The following is a 25,029-nucleotide window of genomic DNA, read 5'->3' as shown; positions in this document are numbered from 1 at the left end:
ACCGTGTCGCGCTTCTCCAATCTGGGCCACAAGCTCTACCAGGGCGAGGTCAGCTTCGACTTCGTCGGCCGCCGCAAGCTCTGGTACAGCATCTCCGGTGTGATCGTGCTGGTCGCCGCGATCGGCCTGGCGATGGGCCTGCACCTGGGCATCGAGTTCAAGGGCGGTTCGGTCTACACCGTGACCAAGCCCGGGCTCACGGTGTCGCAGGCCCAGGACGCCGTGGACAAGATCGTGTCCTCGCACCCGCTGGTGCAGTCGACCGACAACGGCAAGATCCGGATCCAGGTCTCGTCGGAGGACAAGACCACCTCCTCGGAGTTCACCGGCAAGCTCTCCAAGGCCATCGACGTACCGGTCGAGGAGATCGGCGCCCAGGTGATCGGCCCCAGCTGGGGCGAGCAGATCTCCAACAAGGCGATCACCGGCCTCGTGATCTTCATGATCCTGGTGACGATCTACCTGGCGATCGCCTTCGAGTGGCGGATGGCGGTGGCCGCCCTGGTCGCCCTCATCCACGACCTCCTGATCACCATCGGCGTCTACGCCCTGGTCGGCTTCGAGGTCACCCCGGGCACCGTGATCGGCTTCCTGACCATCCTCGGCTACTCGCTCTACGACACGGTCGTCGTCTTCGACACCGTGAAGGAGAACGCCAAGGACCTCACGAAGCAGAACAAGCTCACCTACAGCGAGGCGGCCAACGCGGGCCTCAACCAGACCCTGGTCCGCTCGCTCAACACCACGGTGGTCGCCCTGCTCCCGGTGGCGGCGCTGCTGTTCATCGGTGGCGGTCTGCTCGGGGCCGGCACCCTGAACGACATCTCGCTGGCCCTGTTCATCGGTCTCGCCGCCGGTGCCTACTCCTCCATCTGCGTCGCCACCCCGCTGCTCGCGCAGCTCAAGGAGGAGCAGCCGGAGATGAAGGCCCTCGCCAAGCGGGTCGCCCAGCGCCGGGCGGCCGAGGCCAAGGCCGCCGCGGCGGCGGAGGCCGGCGACGGCGAGGAGATCGCGGACGAGGACCTGCCGGCGGGTATGGTCGGTCAGCGCGGCCGGGCGGCCGGCACCACGCGTGCCAAGGGCCGTCCGTCCACCAAGCGCTGATCCCCGCCGACCGTAAGGACCCTTCGTGACCACCGCCGACACCGCCCTTTCCGCGCTGCTCACCAGCCGGATCCGGGACGTCCCCGACTACCCGAAGCCGGGCGTGCTGTTCAAGGACATCGCGCCGCTGCTCGCCGACGCCGAGGCCTTCGCGGCGCTCACCCGGGCGCTGGCGGACCGGGCGCGGGAGCTCGGGGCGACCAAGGTGGTCGGCCTGGAGGCCCGTGGGTTCGTGCTGGCGGCCCCGGCGGCCTTCGCCGCCGGGCTCGGCTTCGTGCCGATCCGCAAGCAGGGCAAGCTGCCCGGCGAGGTGTTCCGGCGCTCCTACGAGCTGGAGTACGGCTCGGCGACGCTGGAGGTGCAGTGCGACGCCTTCAAGCCCGGTGAGCGGGTGCTGGTGGTGGACGACGTGCTGGCCACCGGCGGGACGATCGGCGCCTCGCTGGACCTGGTCCGGGAGGCCGGGGCCGAGCTGGCCGGCGTCGTGGTGCTGATGGAGCTGGGCTTCCTCGGCGGGCGCGAGCGGCTCGCCCCGCACCTGGGCGGCGCTCCGCTGGAGACGCTGGTCATGGTCTGACGCCGGCGACGGTCTGAGGACGCACGACCCGGACGGGCGGCGGTCGGAATCATCCGGCCGCCGCCCGTCCCCGTGTCCGGCGTGTGTCCGGTCCGTGTGCGGGGCCCGGCCGACCGAACGGCCCGGCGCCGGGCTCGGTACCATGAAGGTTCATCCCCTCCCGGTTGTGCGAGGCGCGGTCCGAGTGCCGCACGGCGCCCGCGGGGGGCCGGCCGAGCGCCCCGAGGAGTGTCCTTGCCCGACGAGGTTGTGCCCAAGGCCGCTGCGGCCGCCCCCGAGAACCGGCCCACGCCCTCGGGGGCCACCCCGGCACGCCCGGCGCCGACCCCGTCCCGCCCGCCCGCGCCGGGCGGCGGCCGGGCCTCCACCACCGGTGGCATGCGCGCCCGCCTCGCCCGCCTCGGCGGCCAGCGTTCCAGCGTCCTCAACCCGGTGCTGGAGCCGCTGTTCCGCTCCATCCGGGCCAACGACCCCAAGGCCGATCCGGCGCTGCTGCGGGACATCGAGAAGGCGTACGCGGTCGCCGAGAAGTGGCACCGCGGGCAGAAGCGCAAGAGCGGCGACCCCTACATCACCCACCCGTTGGCGGTCGCCACCATCCTGGCCGAGCTGGGCATGGACGCCCCGACCCTGATGGCCGGGCTGCTGCACGACACCGTCGAGGACACCGACTACGGCCTGGAGACCCTGCGCAAGGACTTCGGCGACTCGGTGGCCCTGCTGGTCGACGGCGTCACCAAGCTGGACCGGGTCAAGTTCGGCGAGGCCGCGCAGGCCGAGACGGTCCGCAAGATGGTCGTCGCGATGGCCAAGGACCCGCGGGTCCTGGTGATCAAGCTGGCCGACCGGCTGCACAACATGCGCACCATGCGTTACCTCAAGCGGGAGAAGCAGGAGAAGAAGGCCCGCGAGACGCTGGAGATCTACGCCCCGCTGGCGCACCGGCTGGGCATGAACACCATCAAGTGGGAGCTGGAGGACCTCGCCTTCGCGATCCTCTACCCCAAGATGTACGACGAGATCGTCCGGCTGGTCGCCGAGCGCGCGCCCAAGCGGGACGAGTACCTGGCGACCGTCATCGACCAGGTCCAGGGCGACCTGCGCGGCGCCCGGATCACCGCCTCCGTCACCGGCCGGCCGAAGCACTACTACTCGGTCTACCAGAAGATGATCGTCCGGGGCCGGGACTTCGCCGAGATCTACGACCTGGTGGGCATCCGGGTCCTGGTCGACACCGTCCGCGACTGCTACGCGGCGCTGGGCACCATCCACGCGCGGTGGAACCCGGTGCCGGGGCGGTTCAAGGACTACATCGCGATGCCCAAGTTCAACATGTACCAGTCGCTGCACACCACGGTGATCGGTCCCGGGGGCAAGCCGGTCGAGCTGCAGATCCGCACCTTCGACATGCACCGCCGGGCCGAGTACGGCATCGCCGCGCACTGGAAGTACAAGCAGCGGGCGGTGGCCGGCGCCTCCAAGGTGCGCACCGACACCCCGACCCAGACCCGCAAGGACGACAAGGCCGGCGCCGTCAACGAGATGGCCTGGCTGCGGCAGCTGCTGGACTGGCAGAAGGAGACCGCCGACCCGGGCGAGTTCCTCGAGTCGCTCCGCTTCGACCTGGCCAGCAACGAGGTCTTCGTCTTCACGCCCAAGGGCGACGTGATAGCGCTCCCGGCCGGCGCCACCCCGGTGGACTTCGCGTTCGCGGTGCACACCGAGGTGGGCTACCGCACCATAGGGGCCCGGGTGAACGGGCGGCTGGTGCCGCTGGAGTCGACCCTGGAGAACGGCGACACCGTCGAGGTGTTCACCTCCAAGGCGGAGAACGCCGGACCGTCCCGGGACTGGCTGGGCTTCGTCAAGTCGCCGCGGGCCCGCAACAAGATCCGGGCCTGGTTCTCCAAGGAGCGCCGCGAGGAGGCGATCGAGCAGGGCAAGGAGGCGATCGTCCGGGCGATGCGCAAGCAGGGCCTGCCGATCCAGCGGATCCTCACCGGGGACTCGCTGGTCACCCTGGCCCACGAGATGCGCTACCCCGACATCTCCTCGCTGTACGCGGCGATCGGCGAGGGCCATGTCGCGGCGCAGAACATCGTCCAGAAGCTGGTGCAGGCGCTGGGCGGCGAGGAGGGCGCCACCGAGGACCTCGCCGAGACGGCCACGCCGACGCACGACAACCGGCGCGCGGTGCGCCGCCGGGCCAAGGGCGACCCCGGTGTGATCGTCAAGGGCGTCGAGGACGTCTGGGTGAAGCTGTCGCGCTGCTGCACCCCGGTCCCGGGCGACGGCATCGTGGGCTTCATCACCCGCGGCAACGGCGTCTCGGTGCACCGCGCCGACTGCGTCAACGTCGAGGCGCTCAGCCAGCAGCCCGAGCGGATGATCGACGTCGAGTGGGCGGCCACCCAGTCCTCGGTGTTCCTGGTGGCGATCCAGGTCGAGGCGCTGGACCGCTCCCGGCTGCTCTCGGACGTCACCCGGGTGCTGTCGGACCAGCACGTCAACATCCTGTCGGCGGCGGTGCAGACCTCCCGCGACCGGGTGGCGATGAGCCGGTTCACCTTCGAGATGGGCGACCCCAAGCACCTCGGCCACGTCCTCAAGGCGGTCCGCGGCGTCGAGGGCGTCTACGACGTCTACCGCGTCACCTCGGCCCGCAAGTAGCAGGCGGCGCTACGGGTGGGGCCCATCCTCCGGGGGCTGGGCCCCACCCGTTCAATGAGCAAGAACCGCTTGTGCCCGTTGGGACTGGGCTTCCCACTGGATCTGACCATCATCCAGTGCCCGCTGGTTGCTTCGTATGAGTTCGCCCTGGTAAGCCGCAGTAACGAGTGTGACTGTCTCCAGGTATTGCGTCTGTCGCTTGCACCGGATGTCGGTGACGGCCGCCGTCACCTCCTCGGGCGACGGCGGCGGCAGCGCTGCGCCTGAAGGCAGGGGAAGACCTTTGCCCAACAGGGACTTGTCATGTGCAGGCTCAAGAGGGTTGTTGTAGGCGAGTCCCGATGCCTTCATGCAGGAGCTCCACCGAGCGGTGGCCTCCTTCACTCGTTGGTCCTGCCTGGCCTCCTCCTGGGAGCGCCCTCGGAGCCGCTGAACGAATAGATAGGCTTCTCTGGGGCGAGTCTCGTCGAGCTTTTCCCTGGCCTCGCCGATGCATCCTGATTTTCCTCGTACGCGATCCTCGAAATATTCTGCAGCGACCTCGGGGGAAATATTCGGCGAAGATCCTTGTGCTGGATTTTCCTGCTCTACGGAGCTCGGCGGTTGGCGGTACCCATAGATTCGGGCGATATCGAAACTGATGACGCCGTAGAGGGTCGTGGCGGGTGGCGACGCGAAGTCCGTTCGATTGCGGAGGACGTCGGGGAGTTCCAGGCCCTTGGCTCGCAGGCACTGGTCGGCTAGGACGGATCGCGCGCGTGCGGTGAGCCGCTGCGCCTCCCAGGCATCGTACTGGTCCAATGGGAGTTCCACGGATCCGTCGGGTCGGATGACGGCGCCGCCGGCGTTGAAACTGAACGGCTGATCCAAGTCCCGGGCCGGCGCGGACAGGAGTGGTGGGGTGACCGGCGTCTCGGCATGCTCGGCACCAGTGCTCGCCTTCCCGCTGTCGGTCGATCCGCACCCGGCGACGAGCAAGGCACCCACTGCGGCAATGATGCCGAACCCCTGTTTGAACGAGCGCATTTGTCCCTCGATCGCGTGTGGGAAGTGCAGATGCTGGCGGGCGACTCGGTCGTTCCGAATCGCCCGCCACAGGTGCTACTCCCAGCGCTGGTTCAGATCGGAGTCCCCGAAGTCGCCGAGGGTGTACACCTGGCCGTACTCATTGGAGTCCAGGATGCGGCCGGTCATCCGGTTCTGCAGCTTCCATCCGGTCGGCGTGCTGATCTCGTACCAACGCTGGTACCAGTTCGAAGCGTTCGCGGAGGCGTCTCCGTCGCACGGCTCGGTGTAGACCAGGTCGTTGTAGTTGGTGAGGCAGGTCCGGATGGCGCCTCGCTCTACATAGCTGCCGTCGTTCGTCTGCTCGTCGTACCAGCGGGAAAGGATCCCGTTTCCGCTGTCCGTCCACACCTGCTGGGTGTTGCGGCCCCACTCGAGGTAAAGCTTGGTCCGCTTGTTCTTCCAAGTGACCGAACCGTTCTGACTTTCGCTCGCAGAGGAGACGCCACTGCTCGTTGCGAAGAGTGTTGCGGAGATTGCGGTAACTACCAGGGCTTTTGCTGTGCGATTGCGAGCCATAATTCTCCCTCTCTAGAGTTTCACTAGTGGGGCGGCCGCCGCCTGGTCCGCGGTGGCAGTTGATTTCTATCACAACAGTTCGTGCGGGCGCTACCGACTTTTGTTTTTCGAAAAATAGGCGACATTTCGCCCGATGTCCGACTGGATTGATACTTTTTGGAGTTTGAATTGAACATATGCGTCGGGAGTGAAGGGAGTGAAAACTGATTGCTGTCCTTCGGCTTGAACTTGTGATCGCGCGAAAAAACGGCATGGCCGAATGGCCATGCCGTTTTTCTGTGGAGCCTGGTGGATCAGCCGCTGAACTCCTCCTGGCTGCGGTGGGCCTGCTGCAGCAGCTCCTCGACGCCGGCCAGCTCGGACTCCAGCTTCGCCGTCCGGGAGGCGTTGCCGGCCGCGCGGGCCTTGTCGAGGTCGGCGCGCAGCTTGTCGGCCTTGGCCTGGAACAGGCCGACCATGCCGGCCGCGCGGGCCTTGGCCTCCGGGTTGGAGCGCTTCCACTCGCTGTCCTCGGCCTCGCGGATCGCCCGCTCGACCGTGTTCAGCCGGCCGTCCAGCTTCGGGCGGACGTCCCGCGGCACGTGGCCGATGGCCTCCCAGCGCTCGTTGATCTCGCGCAGCGCCGCCTTGGCGGCCTTGAGATCGGTGATCGGCAGGATGGTCTCGGCCTCGGCCGCCAGCGCCTCCTTGAGCTTCTGGTTGGCCACCTGCTCGGCGTCACGCTCGCTGAAGACCGCGGAACGCGCCTGGAAGAAGACGTCCTGGGCGCCGCGGAACCGCGCCCACAGCTCGTCCTCGATGTCGCGCTGGGCGCGCCCGGCGGCCTTCCAGCGCGCCATCAGGTCGCGGTAGGCGGCCGCGGTGTCGCCCCAGTCGGTGGACGAGGAGAGCGCCTCGGCCTCGCCGACCAGCTGCTCCTTGGTGAGCCGGGCCTGCTCGCGCTCGGCGTCCAGCGACGCGAAGTGCGACTTGCGGTGCTTGGAGAAGACCGAGCGGGCGTGCGAGAAGCGGTGCCACAGCTCGTCGTCGCTCTTGCGGTCCAGCCGGGGCAGGGCCTTCCAGGTGTCCACCAGGGCGCGCAGCCGGTCGCCGGCCTCCCGCCACTGGGTGGACTCGGCGAGCTGCTCGGCCTCGGCGACCAGCGCCTCCTTGGCGGTGCGGGTCTCGTCCTGGGCCTTGGCGCGGGCGGCCTTGCGCTCCTCGCGGCGGCTGTCGATCTCGCCGGTCAGCGTGTCCAGGCGCTTGGCCAGCGCGGCCAGGTCGCCCACCGCGTGCGCCTCGGTGACCTGCTCGCGCAGGTGCTCCAGCGCGGCCTGGGCGTCCTTGGCGGCCAGGTCGGTGGTGCGCACCCGCTTCTCCAGCAGGCCGATCTCCACCTCGATGCCCTGGTACTTGCGCTCGAAGTAGGCGAGCGCCTCCTCGGGCGAGCCGGCCTGCCAGGAGCCGACGACGCGTTCGCCGTCCGCGGTCCTGACGTAGACCGTGCCCTGCTCGTCGACACGGCCCCACGGGTCGCTGCTCATAGCGCGTCCTCCACATGACGTCGCGCCCACCGCCGGGGCGGCAGGCGTCCGTCGTCCACAGTTGATGTGCGGCGGACCGATGAGTCCGCCGTCCCCGTCCGCCGTGTCCTGCTTGCCGAGGGTGACGGCCGGCGGGTCTGGGCACCCTATACAACGCCAACATAGGCGACCAGGCCCGGTGCTGTCCGCATCCGGGCCGGGCGATTTCGGGGCCGGGACCGCCCGGCGGGCCGCGGGGGCGCCGCCGGGCCGGTCCCGGGGCGGATCAACCCTTGGCGGCGGTCACCGAGTTGAGGGTGACGTCGGCCATCGGGTGGCCGTCCGTGCCGCCCTCCAGGGTGCCCGCGGCGGCGATCTTCTGGAGCACGTCCAGACCGCCGGTGATCTTGCCGAAGGGGGTGTAGTTCGGCGGCAGCTGGGTGTCCTTGTAGACCAGGAAGAACTGGCTGCCGTTGGTGCCGGGGCCGGAGTTGGCCATCGCCACGGTGCCGGCCGGGTAGGTCGCGCCGGTGAGGTTCTCGTCGGCGAACTTGTAGCCCGGGCCGCCGGTGCCGCCGGGGGCGGTCGCGCTGGCGGTCGGGTCGCCGCACTGCAGCACGAAGATGCCGTCGGTGGTGAGGCGGTGGCACTTGGTGTGGTCGAAGTACTGCTCGCCGGCGAGGAAGGCGAAGGAGTTGACCGTGTGCGGGGCCTTGGCGGCGTCCAGCGCCAGCGTCACCTTGCCGCAGTTGCTGTCCAGCGTCGCGGTGTAGGTGGCCTTGGCGTCCACGGTCATGGCCGGCTCGGCCTGCCACTGCTTGCCGTTCGGGCTGCCCGGGGCGGCCTCGACGCAGCCGTCGACGGCCTTGCGGGTCGGGACCGAGGGCTCGGTCGGGGTGGGCGCGGCCTGGGCGGCGGGGTCGCTCTTCTTCTTGTCGTCCGAGTCGAAGGCGCCGGTCGCGAACAGGGTGCCGCCGCCGGCCAGCACGACCACCGCCAACGCCGCGCCGAGCACGCTGTTGCGGCGCTTGCGCGCGGCCGCCGCGGCGGCCCGGCGCTCCGCCTGGCGTTCGTACTTGTCCCGGGCGAGCTGCCGCCGCCGCTGTTCGCTGCTGACCACCGGCTCTGTCTCCTACGGATGTGCTGGTCGCTGATGTGTGGGCGTCGTGTGTGCGATGCCGATGCGGATCATCGCACCCATCGGCGGCCAAGTGTAGGGACCGCGACCGTAAGAACGGGGTGAACCTGTCAGGTCGAAGTGAACCTGTCACCCGGATCTGGTTCGCAACCGGACCCGGACCGCCGGTAGGCTGCCCCTGCAATCACAGCTTGTAGCAGCAGCCGAAGCCACCGCGGCGGCCGAAGCCCCAGAGCCCGAGACCGACACCGAAGGACGAGCGTGTTCATCGCCGGATTCCCCGCTGGAGCCTGGGGCACCAACTGCTACCTGGTCGCGCCGGGACCGGGCGAGGAGTGCGTCATCGTCGATCCCGGCCACCAGGCCGCCGCCGGTGTCGAGGAACTCGTCCGCGAGCACCGGCTGAAGCCGGTCGCGGTGCTGCTCACCCACGGCCACATCGACCACGTCGCCTCCGTGGTCCCGGTCTGCGGCGCCAAGGGCGTCCCGGCCTGGATCCATCCCGAGGACCGCTACATGATGAGCGACCCCGAGCGGGCGCTCGGCCGCTCCCTGGGCACCCAGCTGATGGGCGAGCTCACCGTCGGCGAGCCGGACGACGTCCGCGAGCTGACCGACGGCAGCGTGCTGGAGCTCGCGGGCCTCTCGCTCACCGTCGACCACGCCCCCGGCCATACCGGGGGGTCGGTGACGTTCCGGACGCCCGGCGCCGAGGACCTTCCCCCGGTGCTCTTCTCGGGCGACCTGCTCTTCGCCGGCTCCATAGGGCGGACGGACCTCCCGGGCGGGGACAGCGAGGCGATCATGCGCTCGCTGGCCCGGGTGTGCCTGCCCCTCGACGACGCCACCGTGGTCCTCTCCGGCCACGGCGGACAGACCACCATCGGCCGCGAGCGCGCCACCAACCCCTACCTCCGGCAGGCAGCGGGGGCGGACGGCGCCCCGGCTTTCCCGCGACGAGGAATGTGACGGAAGAGAAGTTGAGCACCTTCACCGCCCCCAAGGGCACCTACGACCTGCTGCCGCCCAGCTCCGCGACCTTCCTGGCGATCCGCGAGGCCATCGCCGCCCCCGCCCGCCGGGCCGGCTACGGGTACATCGAGACCCCGGTCTTCGAGGACGTCAAGCTGTTCTCCCGCGGTGTCGGCGAGTCCACCGACATCGTCTCCAAGGAGATGTACACCCTCACCACCAAGGGCGGCGACGAGCTCGCGCTGCGCCCCGAGGGCACCGCCTCGGTGCTGCGCGCCGCGCTCCAGGCCAACCTGCACAAGCAGGGCAACCTGCCGGTCAAGCTCTGGTACTCCGGCTCGTACTACCGCTACGAGCGCGCCCAGAAGGGCCGCTACCGCCAGTTCTCGCAGGTCGGCGCCGAGGCGATCGGCGCGGAGGACCCGGCGCTGGACGCCGAGCTGATCGTCCTCGCCGACGACGCCTTCCGCGCGCTCGGCCTGAGCGACTACTCGCTGCTGCTCAACAGCCTCGGCGACAAGCAGTGCCGCCCGGTCTACCGCGCCGCCCTGATCGAGTTCCTGGCCGGGCTGGACCTCGACGAGGACACCCGCCGCCGCGCGGAGATCAACCCGCTGCGCGTGCTCGACGACAAGCGCGAGTCCGTGCAGGCCCAGCTCGTCGGCGCCCCGATGCTGCGCGACTACCTCTGCGAGGACTGCAAGGCCTACGACGAGAAGGTCCGCGAGCTGCTCACCGCCAACGGCGTGGCCTTCGTCGACGACCCCAAGCTGGTCCGCGGGCTGGACTACTACACCCGCACCACCTTCGAGTTCGTGCACAACGGCCTCGGCGCCCAGTCCGCCATCGGCGGCGGCGGCCGCTACGACGGCCTGTCCGAGATGATCGGCGGCCCCGCGCTGCCCTCGGTCGGCTGGGCGCTCGGCGTGGACCGCACCTTCCTGGCCCTGGAGGCCGAGGGCGTCGCCCTCGACCTGCCGGCCGCCACCTCCGTCTACGCCGTCGCGCTCGGCGAGGAGGCCAAGAACGTCCTGTTCGCCAAGGTGGTCGAGCTGCGCCGGGCCGGCGTCGCCACCGACCTCGCCTTCGGCGTCAAGAGCATCAAGAACGCCATGAAGTCCGCCGACCGATCCGGCGCCCGCTTCGCCCTCGTCGCCGGCGACCGGGACCTCGCCGAGGGGGTCGTCCAGCTCAAGGACCTCACCACCGGCGAGCAGAACCCGGTCGCCCTCGACGCACTCGTCACCACCCTGAAGGAGAAGCAGCTGTGATCCGCACGCACGACGCGGGCACGCTCCGCCCGGAGCACGCAGGCACCACCGTCACCCTGGCCGGCTGGGTCGCCCGCCGCCGCGACCACGGCGGCGTCGCCTTCATCGACCTGCGCGACGCCTCCGGCACCGTGCAGATCGTGGTCCGCGACCTCGACTCGGTGCACGGCCTGCGCGCCGAGTACTGCGTCAAGGTGGTCGGCGATGTCCGGGTCCGCCCCGAGGGCAACGAGAACCCCGACATCCCGACCGGCGCCGTCGAGGTCGTGGTCAGCGGGATCGAGGTCCTCTCCGAGGCCGCGCCGCTGCCGTTCCCGGTCGCCGAGTACGAGCCCGGCACGGTCAACGAGGAGGTCCGCCTCCGCTACCGCTACCTCGACCTGCGCCGCGAGGGCCCGGCCAAGGGCCTGCGCCTGCGCTCCAAGGTCAACAACATCATCCGCCGGGTGATGGAGGACAACGACTACCTCGACATCGAGACGCCGTACCTCACCCGCTCCACCCCCGAGGGCGCCCGCGACTTCCTGGTCCCGGTCCGCCTCCAGCCCGGTCACTGGTACGCCCTGCCGCAGTCGCCCCAGCTGTTCAAGCAGCTGCTGATGGTGGCCGGCATGGAGCGCTACTACCAGATCGCCCGCTGCTTCCGCGACGAGGACTTCCGCGCCGACCGCCAGCCGGAGTTCACCCAGCTCGACATCGAGGCCTCCTTCGTCGACCAGGAGGACATCCTGGCCCTCGGCGAGAAGATCATCGGCTCGATCTGGCGCGAGGTCCACGGCTACGAGGTCCCGAACCCGCTGCCGCGGATGACCTACGCCGACGCCATGGGCCGCTACGGCTCGGACAAGCCGGACGTCCGCTTCGGCCAGGAACTCACCGACCTCACCGAGTACTTCCGCGGCACCGAGTTCCGGGTCTTCCAGGCCCCGTACGTCGGCGCCGTGGTCATGCCCGGCGGTGCCTCGCAGCCGCGCAAGCAGCTCGACGCCTGGCAGGACTGGGCCAAGGCGCGCGGCGCCAAGGGCCTCGCCTACGTGCTCATCGACGCCGAGACCGGCGAGCTGCGCGGCCCGGTCGCCAAGAACCTCTCCGAGGAGCACCTGGCCGGCCTCGCCGCCGCCGCCGGTGCCAAGAACGGCGACGCGGTCTTCTTCGCGGCCGGCAAGGAGCGCCCCTCGCAGGAGCTGCTCGGCGCCGCCCGACTGGAGATCGGCCGCCGCTGCGAGCTCATCGACGAGTCCCAGTGGGCCTTCCTCTGGGTCGTCGACTTCCCGATGTTCGAGCCGATCGAGGACGACAAGGGCGCCTTCCAGGGCTGGCACGCGGTGCACCACCCCTTCACCGCCCCCACCGCCGAGTCGCTGGCGACCTTCGACACCGACCCGGGCAGCGCCCTGTCCAACGCCTACGACCTCGTGCTCAACGGCTCGGAGCTGGGCGGCGGTTCGATCCGTATTCACCAGCGGGACGTGCAGAAGCGGGCGTTCGACGCGATCGGGCTCTCCGAGGAGGAGGCCGCCTCGCAGTTCGGCTTCCTGCTGGACGCCTTCAACTACGGCCCGCCGCCGCACGGTGGCGTCGCCTTCGGCCTCGACCGGATCGTCACCCTGCTCGGCGGGTACGACACCATCCGTGACGTCATCGCCTTCCCGAAGACGTCCACCGGTGGCGACCCGCTGACCGGTGCCCCCACCCCGATCACCCCGGCGCAGCGCCGCGAGGCCGGCGTGGACGCCCAGCCGAAGGTCCGCGAGGACGCCAAGTCCGAGGCGCAGCCGAAGGCCTGACAGTACGTCGGCCGGAGTCGGCTAACCTTTCACGGCCCCGGACAGCAACCGTGCTGTCCGGGGCCGGTCCACAACGGCGTGCGACAGAGAGAGGGATCCCCTGTGAAGGTCAGTACCAGAATCGAGTGTCCCGAGGACGCTCCGGCCACCAGACGAGTCCACATGGCGGCCTTCCCCGGCCCCGACGAGGCCGACCTGGTCGACGCGCTGCGCCGCGACCGGGCCTGGCTGCCGGAGCTGTCGGTGGTCGCCGTCGACGACACCGGGCTGGTCGTCGGCCACGCGCTGCTCTCCCGGCTGCGGGTCGGCGAGGGCAGCGGGCTGGCGCTCGCGCCGGTCGCCGTCGCGCCCGAGTGGCAGCGCAAGGGCGTCGGCGAGCTGGTGGTCCGGGCCGCGCTGGCGGCCGCCGAGGAGGCCGGCGAGAAGCTCGTCGTCGTGCTCGGCGACCCGGACTACTACGGCCGTTTCGGCTTCATCCCGGCCCAGCGGCACGAAGTGAGCGGCCCGTTCGAGGTGCCCGAGGGGTACTTCCAGACGCTCGCCCTGCCCGGGTACGACGGCTCCCCGAGGGGCCTGTGCCGTTACCCGGAGCCCTTCGAGGCCGTCTAGGGCGTTCCGGGGCCCTCCGGGGCGCCCCGGGGCGCGTCCCGAGCCCCTCGCTCGTCGATCCGGTTCCCGAGACCCACCGTGGCCCGGCAGCTGCGCACGAACGCGGCCATGGCAGGTGTCGGCGTCCGGTCCTTGGGCCAGTACAGCCCGACCTGGCACGGGCTCAACCCCCGCACCGGCCGGTACGCGACATCCTCGCGCGGTGCCAGCCGGCTCATGGTCTCCGGGGCGAAGCCGACGCCCTGGCCGCACACCACCGCGGCCAGCCACTCGTCGGTGTTGTGCGCCACCGCGCCGATCCGCACCGGTCGCCCGCCCCGCTCCCGGACCGCCAGCCAGTAGTCCCGCCAGTGCCCGGACTCGTGCGGGATCGCCACGAAGGGCTCGTCGAGCAGCTCCTCGAAGTCGATCACCGCACGGCCGGCCAGCCGGTGTCCGGCCGGCAGCGCCGCGCAGCGCGGCTCCTCGCCCAGCACGGCCACGCCGTAGCGCCGGGCCAGTGAGGGCGGCGCGTGCCAGAGGGTGAGGTCGATCTCGCCGGTGGCCAGCCCGGAGGTCGGGTCGAACCAGTTGTTCTGCCTCAGCTCCACCTGCCAGCCCGGCATCCGGCGGGCGAAGTCCGCGACCGTGCGCCGGGTCATCAGGTTGATGATGCCGCCCTCGAAGCCCACCCGGAGCGTCGAGCCGTGCTCGGCCGCGGCCGCCCGGGTGGCGCGCAGCGCCTCCTCCCAGCCGGCCATCAGCGCGTCGGTGTGCGCGGCCAGCGCCAGACCGGCCCGGGTCGGGGTCATACCGTGCCGCGAGCGTTCGAACAGCTCGACCCCGAGCAGGGTCTCCAGCTGCCGGATCCGCTTGGTCAGCGCCGGCTGGGAGACCAGCAGCCGGGCCGCCGCCGCGGTCAGCTGCCCCTCCTCGCAGACCGCGGCGAAGCCGCGCAGCAGACGGGTGTCGACATCCATGCCCCTAGGTTATGGAACCGGAAATTGGACCCGTTCGGCAGGTCTGGGTCATCGTGGGTCGTTCGGTCCTCGGGCCGGTCGACGGGGGAGCCCGGCAGCGACGGTTCAGGGGGCCGCCGGTGCCGGGCCGGAACACTCCCGGGGTGCCGCCGCGGCCCGGCCGGGACCTGCGGGAACCGGCCCCAGGACGTACGGTGAGGGATCATCAGCACCCCGCCGAACGGAGGCGCCCAGGTGGCAGCCAAGGCCGAGCGCGAGCAGAGCGGCCCCGGGAGGGGCGGCGCCGCCCAGGACGGGCCGGCCGCTCCGGACCGGCCGGAGGGTCCGGTCGGGCGGCTGGCGAGGAAGCCGTACGAGCGCGAACTGCTCCGGCTCCAGCACGAGCTGGTGAAGCTCCAGGAATGGGTGCGTGCCGAGGGCGCCCGGCTGGTGGTGGTGTTCGAGGGGCGCGACGCGGCCGGCAAGGGCGGCGCGATCAAGCGGGTGACGGAGTATCTGAACCCGCGGATCGCCAGGGTCGCCGCACTGCCCGCGCCGACCGAGCGCCAGCGCACCCAGTGGTACTTCCAGCGCTATGTCGAGCACCTGCCGGCCGCCGGGGAGATCGTGCTGTTCGACCGCAGCTGGTACAACCGCGCCGGGGTCGAGCGGGTGATGGGCTTCTGCGGCGAGGAGGAGTACTGGCAGTTCCTGCACCAGGCCCCGATCTTCGAGCGGATGCTCGCCGAGTCCGGCCTGCTGCTGCGCAAGTACTGGTTCTCGGTCAGCGACACCGAGCAGGAGCGGCGCTTCCGGGACCGGCTGGCGGACCCGATGAAGCGCTGGAAGCTCTCGCCGATGGACGTCGAGTCGATCACCCGCTGGGAGGACTACTCGCGGGCCAAGGACGAGATGTTCCTGCACACCGACACCCCGGAGTCGCCCTGGCACGTGGTGGAGAGCGACGACAAGCGGCGGGCCCGGATCAACATGATCGCCCACCTGCTCTCCACCGTCCCGTACCGCGAGGTGGGCCCGCGGCCGATCGAGCTGCCGGAGCGCCCGGCCTCGCAGGGTTACCGGCGGCCGCCGCGGGACCTCCAGAAGTACGTGCCGGACCACGCGGCCCGGCTCGACGGGTAGCGCCCTCCGGCAGCCGTGGCCGGGGCGGGCTGTCGGAGGCCTCGCATAGGCTTCCGGTGTGGACGAACCGGACCTCTTCACCGCCGCCGCCGAGGAACGCCAGGCCAAGGAGCCCGGCCGGGCCCCGCTCGCCGTGCGGATGCGCCCGCGCACCGTCGACGAGGTGGCCGGGCAGCGGAAACTGCTCAAGGACGGCTCCCCGCTGCGCCGGCTGGTGTCGGGGTCGCGCGGCCCGGCGGCGACCAGTTCGGTGATCCTCTGGGGCCCGCCCGGCACCGGGAAGACCACGCTCGCGCACGTCATCAGCCAGGCCGTCGAGGGCCGCTTCGTCGAGCTGTCCGCGATCACTGCCGGGGTCAAGGAGGTCCGCGCGGTCATCGACGGCGCCCGGCGCGCGGTCGGCATGACCGGCCGGGAGACGGTGCTCTTCCTCGACGAGATCCACCGCTTCTCCAAGGCCCAGCAGGACTCCCTGCTCCCGGCGGTGGAGAACCGCTGGGTGACCCTGATCGCCGCGACCACGGAGAACCCGTACTTCTCGGTGATCTCCCCGCTGCTCTCCCGCTCGCTGCTGCTCACCCTGGAGTCGCTGACCGACGACGACGTCCGGGCGCTGCTGCGCCGCGCGGTCGTGGACGAGCGCGGTCTGGGCGGCGCGGTGGAGCTGGCCGCGGAGGCCGAGGACCACCTGGTCCGGCTGGCCGGCGGCGACGCCCGCAAGGCGCTCACCACGCTGGAGGCGGCGGCCGGGGCGGCGCTGGAGCAGGGGGAGGCGGAGATCACCCTGGCCAGCACCGAGACCGCCGTCAACCAGGCCGCCGTCCGCTACGACCGGGACGGAGACCAGCACTACGACGTGGCCAGCGCGCTGATCAAGTCGATCCGCGGCAGTGACGTCGACGCCACGCTGCACTACCTGGCCCGGATGATCGAGGCGGGGGAGGACCCTCGCTTCATCGCCCGCCGGCTGATGATCTCGGCGAGCGAGGACATCGGCCTGGCCGATCCCACGGCGCTGCCGACGGCGGTGGCGGCGGCCCAGGCGGTGGCGCTGATCGGCTTCCCGGAGGCGCGGATCATCCTCTCCCAGGCGGCCATCGCGCTCGCCCTGGCGCCCAAGTCCAACGCCGCCTACCTGGCGATCGACGCGGCGCTCGCGGACGTCCGGCAGGGCCTCGCCGGGCCGGTGCCGCCGCATCTGCGGGACGCGCACTACGGGGGCGCGGGCAAGCTGGGGCACGGCAAGGGCTACCAGTACCCGCACGACCTGCCGGAGGGCATCGCGAGCCAGCAGTACGCGCCGGACGCGGTGCACGGGCGGGCGTACTACCGGCCGACCCGGCGCGGCGGGGAGGCGCGGTACGCGGACGTCGTGGAGTGGACCAGGGGGCGGCTGCGGGGCGAGCCGGCCGGTCCGGCCAAGGGGGAAGCGAAGCCGGGCCCGGGGGCGGGCCCGAAGCCCGGGGCGAAGGCGGAGCCCAGGTCGGTCCCGAAGTCCGGGGCGAGGACGGACCCGAAGCCGGACCCGAAGCCGGAGCCGGGCCCGCAGTCCGGGCCGGAGCACGGGCCGGAGCACGGGCCGGAGGCGGCCGCGGAGGGGGAGCGGGAGGCCGGGTGAGGGCGCCGGTGATCTGCCGGTATACTCGGCCGGAGTGCCATGTCCCGGGACGGCGGTGGGGGAGACCCGACCGACCGGCCGCACCAGCGGGGCAGTGGCCGTAGACCCCCTCCGGGGGGTCCGCACCAGGAGCGTCGCGCACCGTCCAGGTGTCGCGGACGACCGGCTTCCGGTCCGCCCGTGTGACCAGCACACTCGTGCCCGGCTCCGGAGAGCGGCTGATCGCACCGCCCAGCGCGGTGGGGTTTTCTCCGGGCCGCGACATGCGACCTCCGTCAACACCTGGTGAAGCCGTATTCGTCAGTAAGGAAGGTTTGGTTCATGGCGAACCAGAAGCGTCCCAAGGTCAAGATCGCGCGTGCGCTCGGCGTGCCGCTGACCCCGAAGTCCGTCAAGTACTTCGAGGCCCGCCCGTACCCGCCCGGCCAGCACGGCCGTGGTCGCAAGCAGAACTCGGACTACAAGGTCCGTCTGGTCGAGAAGCAGCGTCTGCGCGCTCAGTACGACCTGAGCGAGAAGCAGATGGCCCGTGCGTTCGACCGCGCGAAGAAGGCCGAGGGCAAGACCGGTGAGGCGCTCGTCGCCGAGCTGGAGACCCGCCTCGACTCGCTGGTGCTGCGTTCGGGCATCGCCCGCACCATCTACCAGGCCCGTCAGATGGTCGTCCACGGCCACGTCGAGGTCAACGGCGGCAAGGTCAACAAGCCGTCGTTCCAGATGAAGCCGGGCTTCGTGGTGACCATCCGCGAGCGCAGCAAGGAGAAGGTCCCGTTCCAGGTCGCCCGTGAGGGTGGCAACGCGGGCGAGGGCCAGACCCCGAAGTACCTCGAGGTCAACCTGAAGGCCCTGGCCTTCCGCCTGGACCGCGCGCCGCAGCGCAAGGAGGTCCCGGTGATCTGCGACGAGCAGCTCGTCGTCGAGTACTACTCGCGCTGACCCGCGAGCGGTATCACCTGCGGTACCCAGCGAGCCCCCGTCGCCCTTGTGGCGGCGGGGGCTCGCCCCTGTGCGGGGCCTGTCCGGGGGAGGGTGTCAGACCTGCTCGCCGGTCATCGCGGCGACCAGCCGCAGGTGCGGCCGGGCCTCGTCGTGGCGGCCCTGGCGCTCCAGGGTGCGGCCCAGCATCAGCCGGGCGTAGTCCTCGGCCGGGTCGGCGTCCAGCACCAGGCGCAGCTCCGCCTCGGCCCGGCGGAGCTGGGCGGAGTGGAAGTAGCTGCGGGCCAGCAGCAGCCGGACCGACAGGTTGGCCGGCTCCTCGGCGAGCACCCCCTCCAGCATCCGGGCGGCGTCGGTGTACGCCTTGGAGTCGAAGTAGAAGTTCGCCATGCGGTAGTCGTCGGCGAGGTTGGTGGCCACGGGGGTGCTCCTTCCGTACGGGCCGGTCGGTCTGCCCCCTCCAGCAAAGGACAAGTTTCAACTATTCCCGGGCCGCCCGGGGGCTGCCGCGGCCCTCAGCGGCCCACCGGGGAGGGCAGCGGGGCCGGCGGCGGCAGCGGCCCCGGTCCCGGCCGCGCCCCCGGGTCCTCCGGGTGCTCGCCGCCGCCCAGCGCGCGGTGCACGGCGGCGTCCAGGTCGAGCCGGGTGCCGGTGGCGAAGAAGTCGGCGTACTCCTGCTCGGTCAGCCCGGCGACGGCGCGCTCCTCGCAGGCCCGGTGCGGGCCGTTGAAGGTGCGCGAGCCGAAGAACGGCTTGCCGACCGCCTGCCAGATCCGGTGCGCCGCGCCCTGCAGCACCCGGGCCTCGCGCAGGTCCCCCGGCTCGCCCGGGCCGGCCGGCTCGGTCTCCAGCAGCGCCAGCAGGTCGATCGCCAGCACGATGCCCAGCAGATCGTTGAAGAGGTGGTTCAGCCGGACGCTCTCCCGGGCCAGCGACCGGGCCGGGCGGACCTCGCCGTTAAGCCAGTGCGAGTACGCGAACGCGTACAGCCCGTACGCGTACGCCCACTGCTCGCCGTGCTCCTCGCACAGTTCGCGGACCTGGCCGAGCCACAGCTCGCCGCTGTCCTGGTCGCCCTGGAACAGGTAGGCGATGCCCAGCTCGAACATCGCCATCAGGACGTTGCTGTTGAGCTCGCCGATGGTGCGGTAGTGCCAGAGCGCCTCCTCGAACAGCTCCGCCGCCCGGGCCGGCTCGTCGCCGATCAGCGCCGCGCAGCCCTGCCGGTGCACCGCGTAGGCGAGCGCGCGGTCGTCGCCGGTGGCCAGCGCCTGGCGGCGGCACTCCTCCAGCGCGGGCCGGGCGGAGACCAGGTCGCCCTGGAGGGTGGCCATGTAGCCGGTCACCCAGAGCGCCTTGGCCCGGGCCTCGGTGGGTTCGGGAGCGAGGGCGAGCGCCCGGTCGAGCCAGTGCCGGCCCTCGCCGAGGTGGCCGCAGCCCACCCAGTAGAACCACAGCGTGCCGGCCATCAGCAGGGCGATCTGCTCCTCGCCCGGCTCGGCCAGGCAGAACTCCAGGGCGGCCCGCAGATTGGTGTGCGCCAGCTCGGTCCGCTCGGCGGTCTCCGCCTGCCGGGGACCGAACCACTCGACCTCGCCCCAGGTGGCCACGCCCAGGTACCAGTCCCGGTGCCGGCACAGCAGCCGGGGCTCCTCGCCGGCCGCGCGCAGCCAGCGCAGTCCGTACTCGCGGAGGGTGTCCAGCAGCCGGAACCGGACGCCGAACGGGCTGTCCTCGCGCAGGACCACGGACTTGGCGACCAGCTCGGTGAGCAGGTCCAGCAGCTCGTCCGGGTCGACGCCCTCGCCGGCGCACACGTACTCGGCCGCGTCCAGGTCGAAGCCGCCCGCGAAGACCGACAGGCGCGCCCAGAGTAAACGTTCCTGCTCCGTGCAGAGCTCGTGACTCCAGCCGATCGTGGTGCGCAGCGTCCGGTGGCGCGGCAGGGCGGCCGGATCACCGCCGGTCAGCAGCCGGAACCGGTCGTCCAGCCGCGCGCCGATCTGCTCCACCGACAGCGCCCGCAGCCGCCCCGCGGCCAGCTCGACCGCCAGCGGGATGCCGTCCAGCCGCCGGCACAGCTGGGCGATCGCCTCCGCGTTCTCGGCGGTGACCGCGAACGACGGCAGCACCGCCCGGGCCCGGTCCGCGAACAGCAGCGCCGCGTCCGGCAGCGCCCCCGGGGCGACCGCGCCGGCGGTGCCGACCGGCAGCGGGGCCAGGTTCAGCAGGTGCTCCCCGGCCGTCCGCAGCGCCATCCGGCTGGTCGCCAGCACCCGCAGCCCCGGCAGCGCCCGCAGCAGCGCCACGGCCAGCTCGGCGCAGGCCGGCACCAGGTGCTCGCAGCCGTCCAGCACCAGCAGCAGCCTGCGCCCGGCGAGCCGCTCGGTCAGCACCTCCATCGGGGCCCGCGCCGTTCCGTCGGTCAGCCGCAGCGCCTCCAGGACGGCGTGCCCGAGCAACCGGCCGTTCTGCACCGGTGCCGCCTCGACCAGCCAGGTGCCGTCCGGGAACGCCCCGGCCGCCCGCGCGGCGGCCCGCAGCGCCAGCCGGGTCTTGCCGACCCCGCCCGGGCCGGTGACCGTCACCAGCCGCCGTTCGGCCAGCAGCAGGGCCAGCTCGGTCAGCTCGTTCCGCCGGCCGACGAAGCTGGTGACCTCCGCCGGGAGCCGCCCCGGCACCGGCCGGTCCGGACGTGGTGTGGAATCCCGATCCAAGCCCTGCTCCCCGTTTCGAGGCCCGGGCCAGGTCGGCCCGGGCGTCCGGCTCGGCCGCGCGGGTGGCGACCTGCCTGGCAGAACGAGGTGACCGGCGGGTAGGTTACGCGCGCGGATCGCACACCCGGTCGGTTCGCCGCGCGCCCCGCGGCGGAAACCCGGTCCGGAAACCCGGTGCGGTCGCGATAGGGTTCCCCTTGGGAAACAGCGAGGCGAGGGAGCGCGCAAAGGTGTCCGTGGGAGAGCTGGCCGGTCTGCTCGTCGCCGTGTTCTGGGCTGTCCTGGTCACCCTGCTCGCCGTCGTGCTGGTCCGGCTCTCGCGGGTCCTCAAGGAGGCCACCGTCCTCGTCTCCGCCGTCACCGAGCAGGCCGTGCCGCTGCTGACCGAAGCCGGTGCCGCGGTGCGCAGCGCCAACGAGCAGCTGGAGCGGGTGGACGAGATCACCGCCAACGTGCAGGACGCGGCGGCCAACGCCAACGCGCTCTCCTCCACCGTCGCGGCGACCCTCGGCGGTCCGCTGGTCAAGGTCGCGGCGTTCAGCTACGGCGTGCGCAAGGCCGTCGCCAAGCAGCAGGGCACCGCGACGCTGCCCACCCAGCCGTCCGAGCGCGAGGAACTGGCCCGGCTGGTCCGGGCCGAGGTCCGCGCCGCGACCGCGCCGAGGACCGGACTGCTGTCCCGGGTCCGGCGCGCGGTGAGGGGCTGACGGCATGGTGCGACGCGTCTTCTGGATGGCGGTCGGCGCCGGTGCCACCGTCTGGGCCATGAACAAGGCCAACGAGGCCGTGCACCGGCTCACCCCGGACAGCCTGTCCGGCACCGCCGCGCGCGGTGCGCTGCACCTGGGCGACCTGGCCAAGCAGTTCGCCCAGGACGTCCGGACCGGTATGACCGAGCGCGAGGAGCAGTTGCGCGAGGACCTCGGCCTGGACGGCACCGCCGTCGTCGAGCCGCGCCGCCGCAGTGGGGTGCTCCGCGGCGAGCCCCAGTACCGAGCTATCTCGGCGGCGCCCGGTAGCCCGGCCGCCGCCCTGCCTCCGCCCAGCCGTGCCCGCGCCTCGTCCGACGGCGCCGGCACCACCCCCCAAGCCATCGAGAGAACGCCCCGGCGCGCGATTCCGCCGCGGGGCGGTACGAACCGGAAGGACCACTAATGGAGTCGGCAGAGATCCGCCGCCGCTGGCTGCGCTTCTTCGAGGAGCGCGGCCACACCGTCGTTCCGTCGGCGTCCCTGGTCGCCGACGACCCCACCCTGCTGCTGGTCAACGCCGGCATGGTGCCGTTCAAGCCGTACTTCCTGGGCGAGGTCAAGCCGCAGTTCTCGCGCGCCACCAGCGTCCAGAAGTGTGTGCGCACCCTGGACATCGAGGAGGTCGGGAAGACCACCCGGCACGGCTCCTTCTTCCAGATGTGCGGCAACTTCTCCTTCGGCGACTACTTCAAGGAAGGAGCCATCAAGTTCGCCTGGGAGCTGCTCACCACTCCCGTCGCGGACGGTGGCTACGGCCTGGAGAAGGAGAAGCTCTGGATCACCGTCTACAAGGACGACGACGAGGCCGAGCAGATCTGGCGTGACGTCATCGGCGTCCCGTCGGAGCGGATCCAGCGCCTGGGCATGAAGGACAACTTCTGGTCGATGGGCGTCCCCGGCCCGTGCGGCCCGTGCTCGGAGATCAACTACGACCGCGGCCCCGCCTACGGCGAGGAGGGCGGCCCGGCCGTCAACGGCGAGCGCTACCTGGAGATCTGGAACCTGGTCTTCATGCAGTACGAGCGCGGCCACGGCGACGGCAAGGACGGCTTCGAGATCCTCGGCGACCTGCCGAGCAAGAACATCGACACCGGCCTCGGCCTGGAGCGTCTGGCCGCCATCCTGCAGGGCGTCGACAACCTCTTCGAGATCGACACCAGCCGGATGATCCTGGACCGGGCCGCCGAGCTGACCGGCCACACCTACGGCGCGGACCACAGGTCGGACGTCTCGCTGCGCGTGGTCACCGACCACATCCGCACCGCGCTGATGCTGATCGGCGACGGCGTCACCCCCGGCAACGAGGGCCGCGGCTACGTGCTGCGCCGCATCCTGCGCCGCGCCATCCGCAACATGCGCCTGCTGGGCGCCACCGGCGTGGTCGCCAAGGACCTCACCGATGTCGCGATCCAGGCGATGGCCCCGCAGTACCCGGAGCTGGAGACCGACCGCAAGCGCATCGAGACGGTCGTCGTCGGCGAGGAGGCGGCCTTCCTGCAGACCCTGAAGGCCGGCACCAGCCTGCTCGACGCCGCGGTCACCGAGACCAAGCAGTCCGGCGGCGCGGTGCTCTCCGGCGACCAGGCGTTCAAGCTGCACGACACCTACGGCTTCCCGATCGACCTGACCCTGGAGATGGCCGAGGAGCAGGGCCTCCAGGTCGACGAGGCCGGCTTCCGCCGCCTCATGCAGGAGCAGCGGGACCGCGCCAAGGCGGACGCCAAGGCCAAGAAGATGGGCCACGCCGACGTCGCCGCGTACCGCGAGGTCGCCGACAAGTCCGGCGCCAGCGTCTTCACCGGCTACACCCTCACCGAGGGCGAGGCCACCGTGGTCGGCCTGCTGGTGGACGGCGTCCCGGCGCCGGCCGCCTCCGAGGGCGACGAGGTCGAGCTCATCCTCGACCGCACCCCGTTCTACGCCGAGGGCGGCGGCCAGCTCGCCGACCACGGCCGGATCCGGCTGGACTCCGGCGCGGTCGTGGAGATCCGCGACGTGCAGCAGCCGGTGCCGGGCGTGGTCGTGCACTCCGGCGGTGTGCTGTTCGGCGAGGTCGTGCTCGGCGCCTCGGCCTACGCCACCATCGACGTGGACCGCCGCCGGGCGATCGCCCGGGCCCACTCGGCCACCCACCTGACCCACCAGGCGCTGCGCGACGCGCTCGGCCCGACGGCCGCCCAGGCCGGTTCGGAGAACGCCCCGGGCCGCTTCCGCTTCGACTTCGGCTCGCCCGCCGCCGTGCCCGGCAGCGTGCTGACCGACGTCGAGCAGAAGATCAACGACGTGCTGACCCGCGAGCTGGAGGTCACCGCCGAGGTCATGACGATGGACCAGGCCCGCAAGGCCGGCGCCATCGCGATGTTCGGCGAGAAGTACGGCGACGAGGTCCGGGTCGTCACCATCGGCGACTTCTCCAAGGAGCTGTGCGGCGGCACCCACGTCGGCAACACCGCCCAGCTGGGTCTGGTGAAGCTGCTCGGCGAGTCCTCGATCGGCTCCGGGGTGCGCCGGGTGGAGGCGCTGGTCGGCGCCGACGCCTACCGCTTCCTGGCCCGTGAGCACACCGTGGTCGCCCAGCTGACCGAGCTGGTCAAGGGCCGCCCGGAGGAGCTGCCGGAGAAGATCTCCGGCATGCTCGCCAAGCTCAAGGACGCCGAGAAGGAGATCGAGCGCTTCCGCGCCGAGAAGGTGCTCGCGGCCGCCGCGGGTCTCGCCGACTCGGCCGAGGACGTGCACGGCATCGCCGTGGTGGCCGCCCGGGTCGCCGACGGCACCGGCGCGGACGAGCTGCGCAAGCTGGTCCTGGACGTGCGCGGCCGCCTCGGTTCGCGCCCGGCCGTGGTCGCCGCCTTCACCGTGGCGAACGACCGCCCGCTGACCGTGATCGCCACCAACGAGGACGCCCGCGGCCGCGGCATCAAGGCCGGCGAGCTGGTCCGCACCGCGGCCAAGACCCTCGGCGGCGGCGGTGGCGGCAAGGACGACGTCGCCCAGGGCGGCGGCACCGACGCGACCGCGATCGACAAGGCCGTCGCCGCCGTGCGCGGTCTGGTCGCGGAGCGCGCCTCCTGATGGGGTCCGCGTTCTGATGGAGACCGAGCAGATCGAGGAGAAGCCCTTCCGGCGCGGGCGGCGGATCGCCGTCGACGTCGGGGACGCCCGGATCGGGGTCGCGTCCTGCGACCCCGACGGGGTGCTCGCCACCCCGGTGGAGACCGTCCCCGCCGGAGTGAAGTCGCAGGCCAGGATCGCCGCGATCGTCGAGGAGTACGGCGCGATCGAGGTGGTCGTCGGTCTGCCGCGCTCGCTCAGCGGCAAGGAGGGCCCGGCGGCGGAGAAGGTCCGCGGCTACGCGGTCCGGTTGGCCGGCCGGCTCTGGCCGGTCCCGGTCCGGCTGGTCGACGAGCGGATGTCGACCGTGACCGCGACCCACGGGCTGCGCGCCTCGGGGGTCAAGGCCAAGAAGGGCCGCTCGGTGGTCGACCAGGCCGCCGCGGTGGTGATCCTGCAGACCGCCCTTGAGTCCGAACGGGTGAGCGGACGCCCGCCCGGTGAGAGCGTCGAGGCGGCGGGCTGACCGGCCTGCTCTAACGTCCCGGTGAGGGGTCCGGGGGGGCGCGGCCCCACCGGCCCCGAGGGCCATGCCGGCGGGGCCCCCGCCGGGCGGGCCCCCCGGGGGGGGGGGCCGGACCGAAGGGGACCACACACCCC

General features: G+C 71.8%; 21 protein-coding genes. 14 read left to right on the top strand and 7 right to left on the bottom strand.

Annotated elements, in window-relative coordinates:
• Positions 1 to 3: 3 nt before the first annotated feature.
• The 3 genes from secF (at position 4) to ACIPYS_RS15785 (ending at position 4,351) form a co-directional block, all read left to right on the top strand.
• Entirely contained in the window at positions 4 to 1,104 is a 1,101-nt protein-coding gene (gene secF / locus ACIPYS_RS15795; protein ID WP_093862831.1) for a protein translocase subunit SecF, read from the top strand.
• A 25-nt stretch (positions 1,105 to 1,129) separates the two neighbouring features.
• Complete coding sequence (locus ACIPYS_RS15790; protein ID WP_400746561.1) at positions 1,130 to 1,681, top strand: adenine phosphoribosyltransferase; 552 nt, start codon at positions 1,130 to 1,132, stop codon at positions 1,679 to 1,681.
• A 228-nt stretch (positions 1,682 to 1,909) separates the two neighbouring features.
• Positions 1,910 to 4,351, top strand: a complete 2,442-nt coding sequence (locus ACIPYS_RS15785) for a bifunctional (p)ppGpp synthetase/guanosine-3',5'-bis(diphosphate) 3'-pyrophosphohydrolase (protein WP_173862169.1) — start codon at positions 1,910 to 1,912, stop codon at positions 4,349 to 4,351.
• A 51-nt stretch (positions 4,352 to 4,402) separates the two neighbouring features.
• On the opposite strand, the gene ACIPYS_RS15780 is transcribed toward ACIPYS_RS15785, so the two are convergent.
• The 4 genes from ACIPYS_RS15780 to ACIPYS_RS15765 form a co-directional block, all read right to left on the bottom strand.
• Positions 4,403 to 5,377, bottom strand: coding sequence for a hypothetical protein (locus tag ACIPYS_RS15780; RefSeq protein WP_400746560.1), 975 nt, complete (start codon positions 5,375 to 5,377; stop codon positions 4,403 to 4,405).
• Between the two features lie 75 nt (positions 5,378 to 5,452).
• Positions 5,453 to 5,767, bottom strand: coding sequence for a hypothetical protein (locus tag ACIPYS_RS15775; protein ID WP_400746558.1), 315 nt, complete (start codon positions 5,765 to 5,767; stop codon positions 5,453 to 5,455).
• Between the two features lie 461 nt (positions 5,768 to 6,228).
• A complete protein-coding gene (locus ACIPYS_RS15770; RefSeq protein ID WP_093862834.1) occupies positions 6,229 to 7,458 on the bottom strand; it encodes a DUF349 domain-containing protein in 1,230 nt (409 codons plus the stop codon).
• Between the two features lie 265 nt (positions 7,459 to 7,723).
• Positions 7,724 to 8,557, bottom strand: a complete 834-nt coding sequence (locus tag ACIPYS_RS15765) for a peptidylprolyl isomerase (RefSeq protein ID WP_093862835.1) — start codon at positions 8,555 to 8,557, stop codon at positions 7,724 to 7,726.
• A gap of 279 nt (positions 8,558 to 8,836) precedes the next feature.
• Here ACIPYS_RS15765 and ACIPYS_RS15760 point away from each other — a divergent pair, with 279 nt between their 5' ends.
• From ACIPYS_RS15760 to ACIPYS_RS15745, 4 genes are all read left to right on the top strand, one after another.
• Entirely contained in the window at positions 8,837 to 9,544 is a 708-nt protein-coding gene (locus ACIPYS_RS15760; RefSeq protein WP_093862836.1) for an MBL fold metallo-hydrolase, read from the top strand.
• Between the two features lie 11 nt (positions 9,545 to 9,555).
• Positions 9,556 to 10,818, top strand: a complete 1,263-nt coding sequence (hisS, locus tag ACIPYS_RS15755) for a histidine--tRNA ligase (RefSeq protein WP_400746555.1) — start codon at positions 9,556 to 9,558, stop codon at positions 10,816 to 10,818.
• Positions 10,815 to 12,605, top strand: coding sequence for an aspartate--tRNA ligase (aspS, locus tag ACIPYS_RS15750; RefSeq protein WP_093862838.1), 1,791 nt, complete (start codon positions 10,815 to 10,817; stop codon positions 12,603 to 12,605). Before hisS ends, aspS begins: the two co-directional genes overlap by 4 nt.
• A 78-nt stretch (positions 12,606 to 12,683) precedes the next feature.
• Positions 12,684 to 13,214: a GNAT family N-acetyltransferase gene (locus tag ACIPYS_RS15745; RefSeq protein WP_400746552.1), complete on the top strand. Its 531-nt coding sequence runs from the start codon at positions 12,684 to 12,686 to the stop codon at positions 13,212 to 13,214.
• On the opposite strand, the gene ACIPYS_RS15740 is transcribed toward ACIPYS_RS15745, so the two are convergent.
• Positions 13,211 to 14,173, bottom strand: a complete 963-nt coding sequence (locus ACIPYS_RS15740; RefSeq protein WP_093862840.1) for a LysR family transcriptional regulator — start codon at positions 14,171 to 14,173, stop codon at positions 13,211 to 13,213. The genes ACIPYS_RS15745 and ACIPYS_RS15740 overlap by 4 nt on opposite strands.
• 336 nt (positions 14,174 to 14,509) lie before the next feature.
• Between ACIPYS_RS15740 and ppk2 the strand changes: the two genes are divergently transcribed.
• The 3 genes from ppk2 to rpsD all read left to right on the top strand — a co-directional run bounded on the left by ppk2 (position 14,510) and on the right by rpsD (position 17,849).
• The gene (gene ppk2 / locus ACIPYS_RS15735) at positions 14,510 to 15,295 is read left to right on the top strand and encodes a polyphosphate kinase 2 (protein WP_093865245.1); all 786 of its coding nucleotides are present in this window, start codon (positions 14,510 to 14,512) and stop codon (positions 15,293 to 15,295) included.
• A 58-nt stretch (positions 15,296 to 15,353) separates the two neighbouring features.
• Entirely contained in the window at positions 15,354 to 16,913 is a 1,560-nt protein-coding gene (locus ACIPYS_RS15730; protein ID WP_400746550.1) for a replication-associated recombination protein A, read from the top strand.
• Positions 16,914 to 17,234: 321 nt separating this feature from the next.
• Positions 17,235 to 17,849 (top strand): 30S ribosomal protein S4, encoded by a 615-nt coding sequence (rpsD, locus tag ACIPYS_RS15725; RefSeq protein ID WP_030396046.1) that lies wholly within the window; start codon positions 17,235 to 17,237, stop codon positions 17,847 to 17,849.
• Between the two features lie 96 nt (positions 17,850 to 17,945).
• Here the strand turns inward: rpsD and ACIPYS_RS15720 are convergent, their stop codons facing one another.
• Both ACIPYS_RS15720 and ACIPYS_RS15715 read right to left on the bottom strand, forming a co-directional pair.
• Complete coding sequence (locus tag ACIPYS_RS15720; protein ID WP_093865246.1) at positions 17,946 to 18,239, bottom strand: tetratricopeptide repeat protein; 294 nt, start codon at positions 18,237 to 18,239, stop codon at positions 17,946 to 17,948.
• Positions 18,240 to 18,364: 125 nt separating this feature from the next.
• On the bottom strand, positions 18,365 to 20,566 hold the full coding sequence (locus ACIPYS_RS15715) for an ATP-binding protein (RefSeq protein ID WP_400746547.1): 2,202 nt from the start codon (positions 20,564 to 20,566) through the stop codon (positions 18,365 to 18,367).
• A gap of 230 nt (positions 20,567 to 20,796) precedes the next feature.
• Between ACIPYS_RS15715 and ACIPYS_RS15710 the strand changes: the two genes are divergently transcribed.
• The 4 genes from ACIPYS_RS15710 to ruvX are packed head-to-tail and all read left to right on the top strand — an operon-like array spanning position 20,797 to position 24,895.
• Positions 20,797 to 21,273, top strand: coding sequence for a DUF948 domain-containing protein (locus ACIPYS_RS15710; RefSeq protein ID WP_093862842.1), 477 nt, complete (start codon positions 20,797 to 20,799; stop codon positions 21,271 to 21,273).
• Positions 21,274 to 21,277: 4 nt separating this feature from the next.
• A complete protein-coding gene (locus tag ACIPYS_RS15705; RefSeq protein ID WP_197698634.1) occupies positions 21,278 to 21,721 on the top strand; it encodes a DUF6167 family protein in 444 nt (147 codons plus the stop codon).
• A complete protein-coding gene (alaS, locus tag ACIPYS_RS15700) occupies positions 21,721 to 24,390 on the top strand; it encodes an alanine--tRNA ligase (protein WP_093862843.1) in 2,670 nt (889 codons plus the stop codon). Before ACIPYS_RS15705 ends, alaS begins: the two co-directional genes overlap by 1 nt.
• A 16-nt stretch (positions 24,391 to 24,406) precedes the next feature.
• Positions 24,407 to 24,895, top strand: a complete 489-nt coding sequence (gene ruvX, locus ACIPYS_RS15695) for a Holliday junction resolvase RuvX (protein WP_093862844.1) — start codon at positions 24,407 to 24,409, stop codon at positions 24,893 to 24,895.
• Positions 24,896 to 25,029 lie beyond the last annotated feature (134 nt).

The sequence above is a fragment of the Kitasatospora sp. NPDC089913 genome (assembly GCF_044748625.1).
Classification (GTDB): Bacteria; Actinomycetota; Actinomycetes; order Streptomycetales; family Streptomycetaceae; genus Kitasatospora.
Note: the sequence above shows the minus strand (reverse complement) of the source record. Positions and strands in the feature narration are given on the sequence as shown.

Bases quoted from the DNA above. Each gene is read 5' to 3' on its own strand.
- ACIPYS_RS15780 (WP_400746560.1), bottom strand. From the start codon at position 5,377: ATGCGCTCGTTCAAACAGGGGTTCGGCATCATTGCCGCAGTGGGTGCC.
- ACIPYS_RS15770 (WP_093862834.1), bottom strand. From the start codon at position 7,458: ATGAGCAGCGACCCGTGGGGCCGTGTCGACGAGCAGGGCACGGTCTAC.
- ACIPYS_RS15740 (WP_093862840.1), bottom strand. From the start codon at position 14,173: ATGGATGTCGACACCCGTCTGCTGCGCGGCTTCGCCGCGGTCTGCGAG.
- rpsD (WP_030396046.1), top strand. From the start codon at position 17,235: ATGGCGAACCAGAAGCGTCCCAAGGTCAAGATCGCGCGTGCGCTCGGC.
- ACIPYS_RS15720 (WP_093865246.1), bottom strand. From the start codon at position 18,239: ATGGCGAACTTCTACTTCGACTCCAAGGCGTACACCGACGCCGCCCGG.
- ACIPYS_RS15705 (WP_197698634.1), top strand. From the start codon at position 21,278: ATGGTGCGACGCGTCTTCTGGATGGCGGTCGGCGCCGGTGCCACCGTC.
- alaS (WP_093862843.1), top strand. From the start codon at position 21,721: ATGGAGTCGGCAGAGATCCGCCGCCGCTGGCTGCGCTTCTTCGAGGAG.
- ruvX (WP_093862844.1), top strand. From the start codon at position 24,407: ATGGAGACCGAGCAGATCGAGGAGAAGCCCTTCCGGCGCGGGCGGCGG.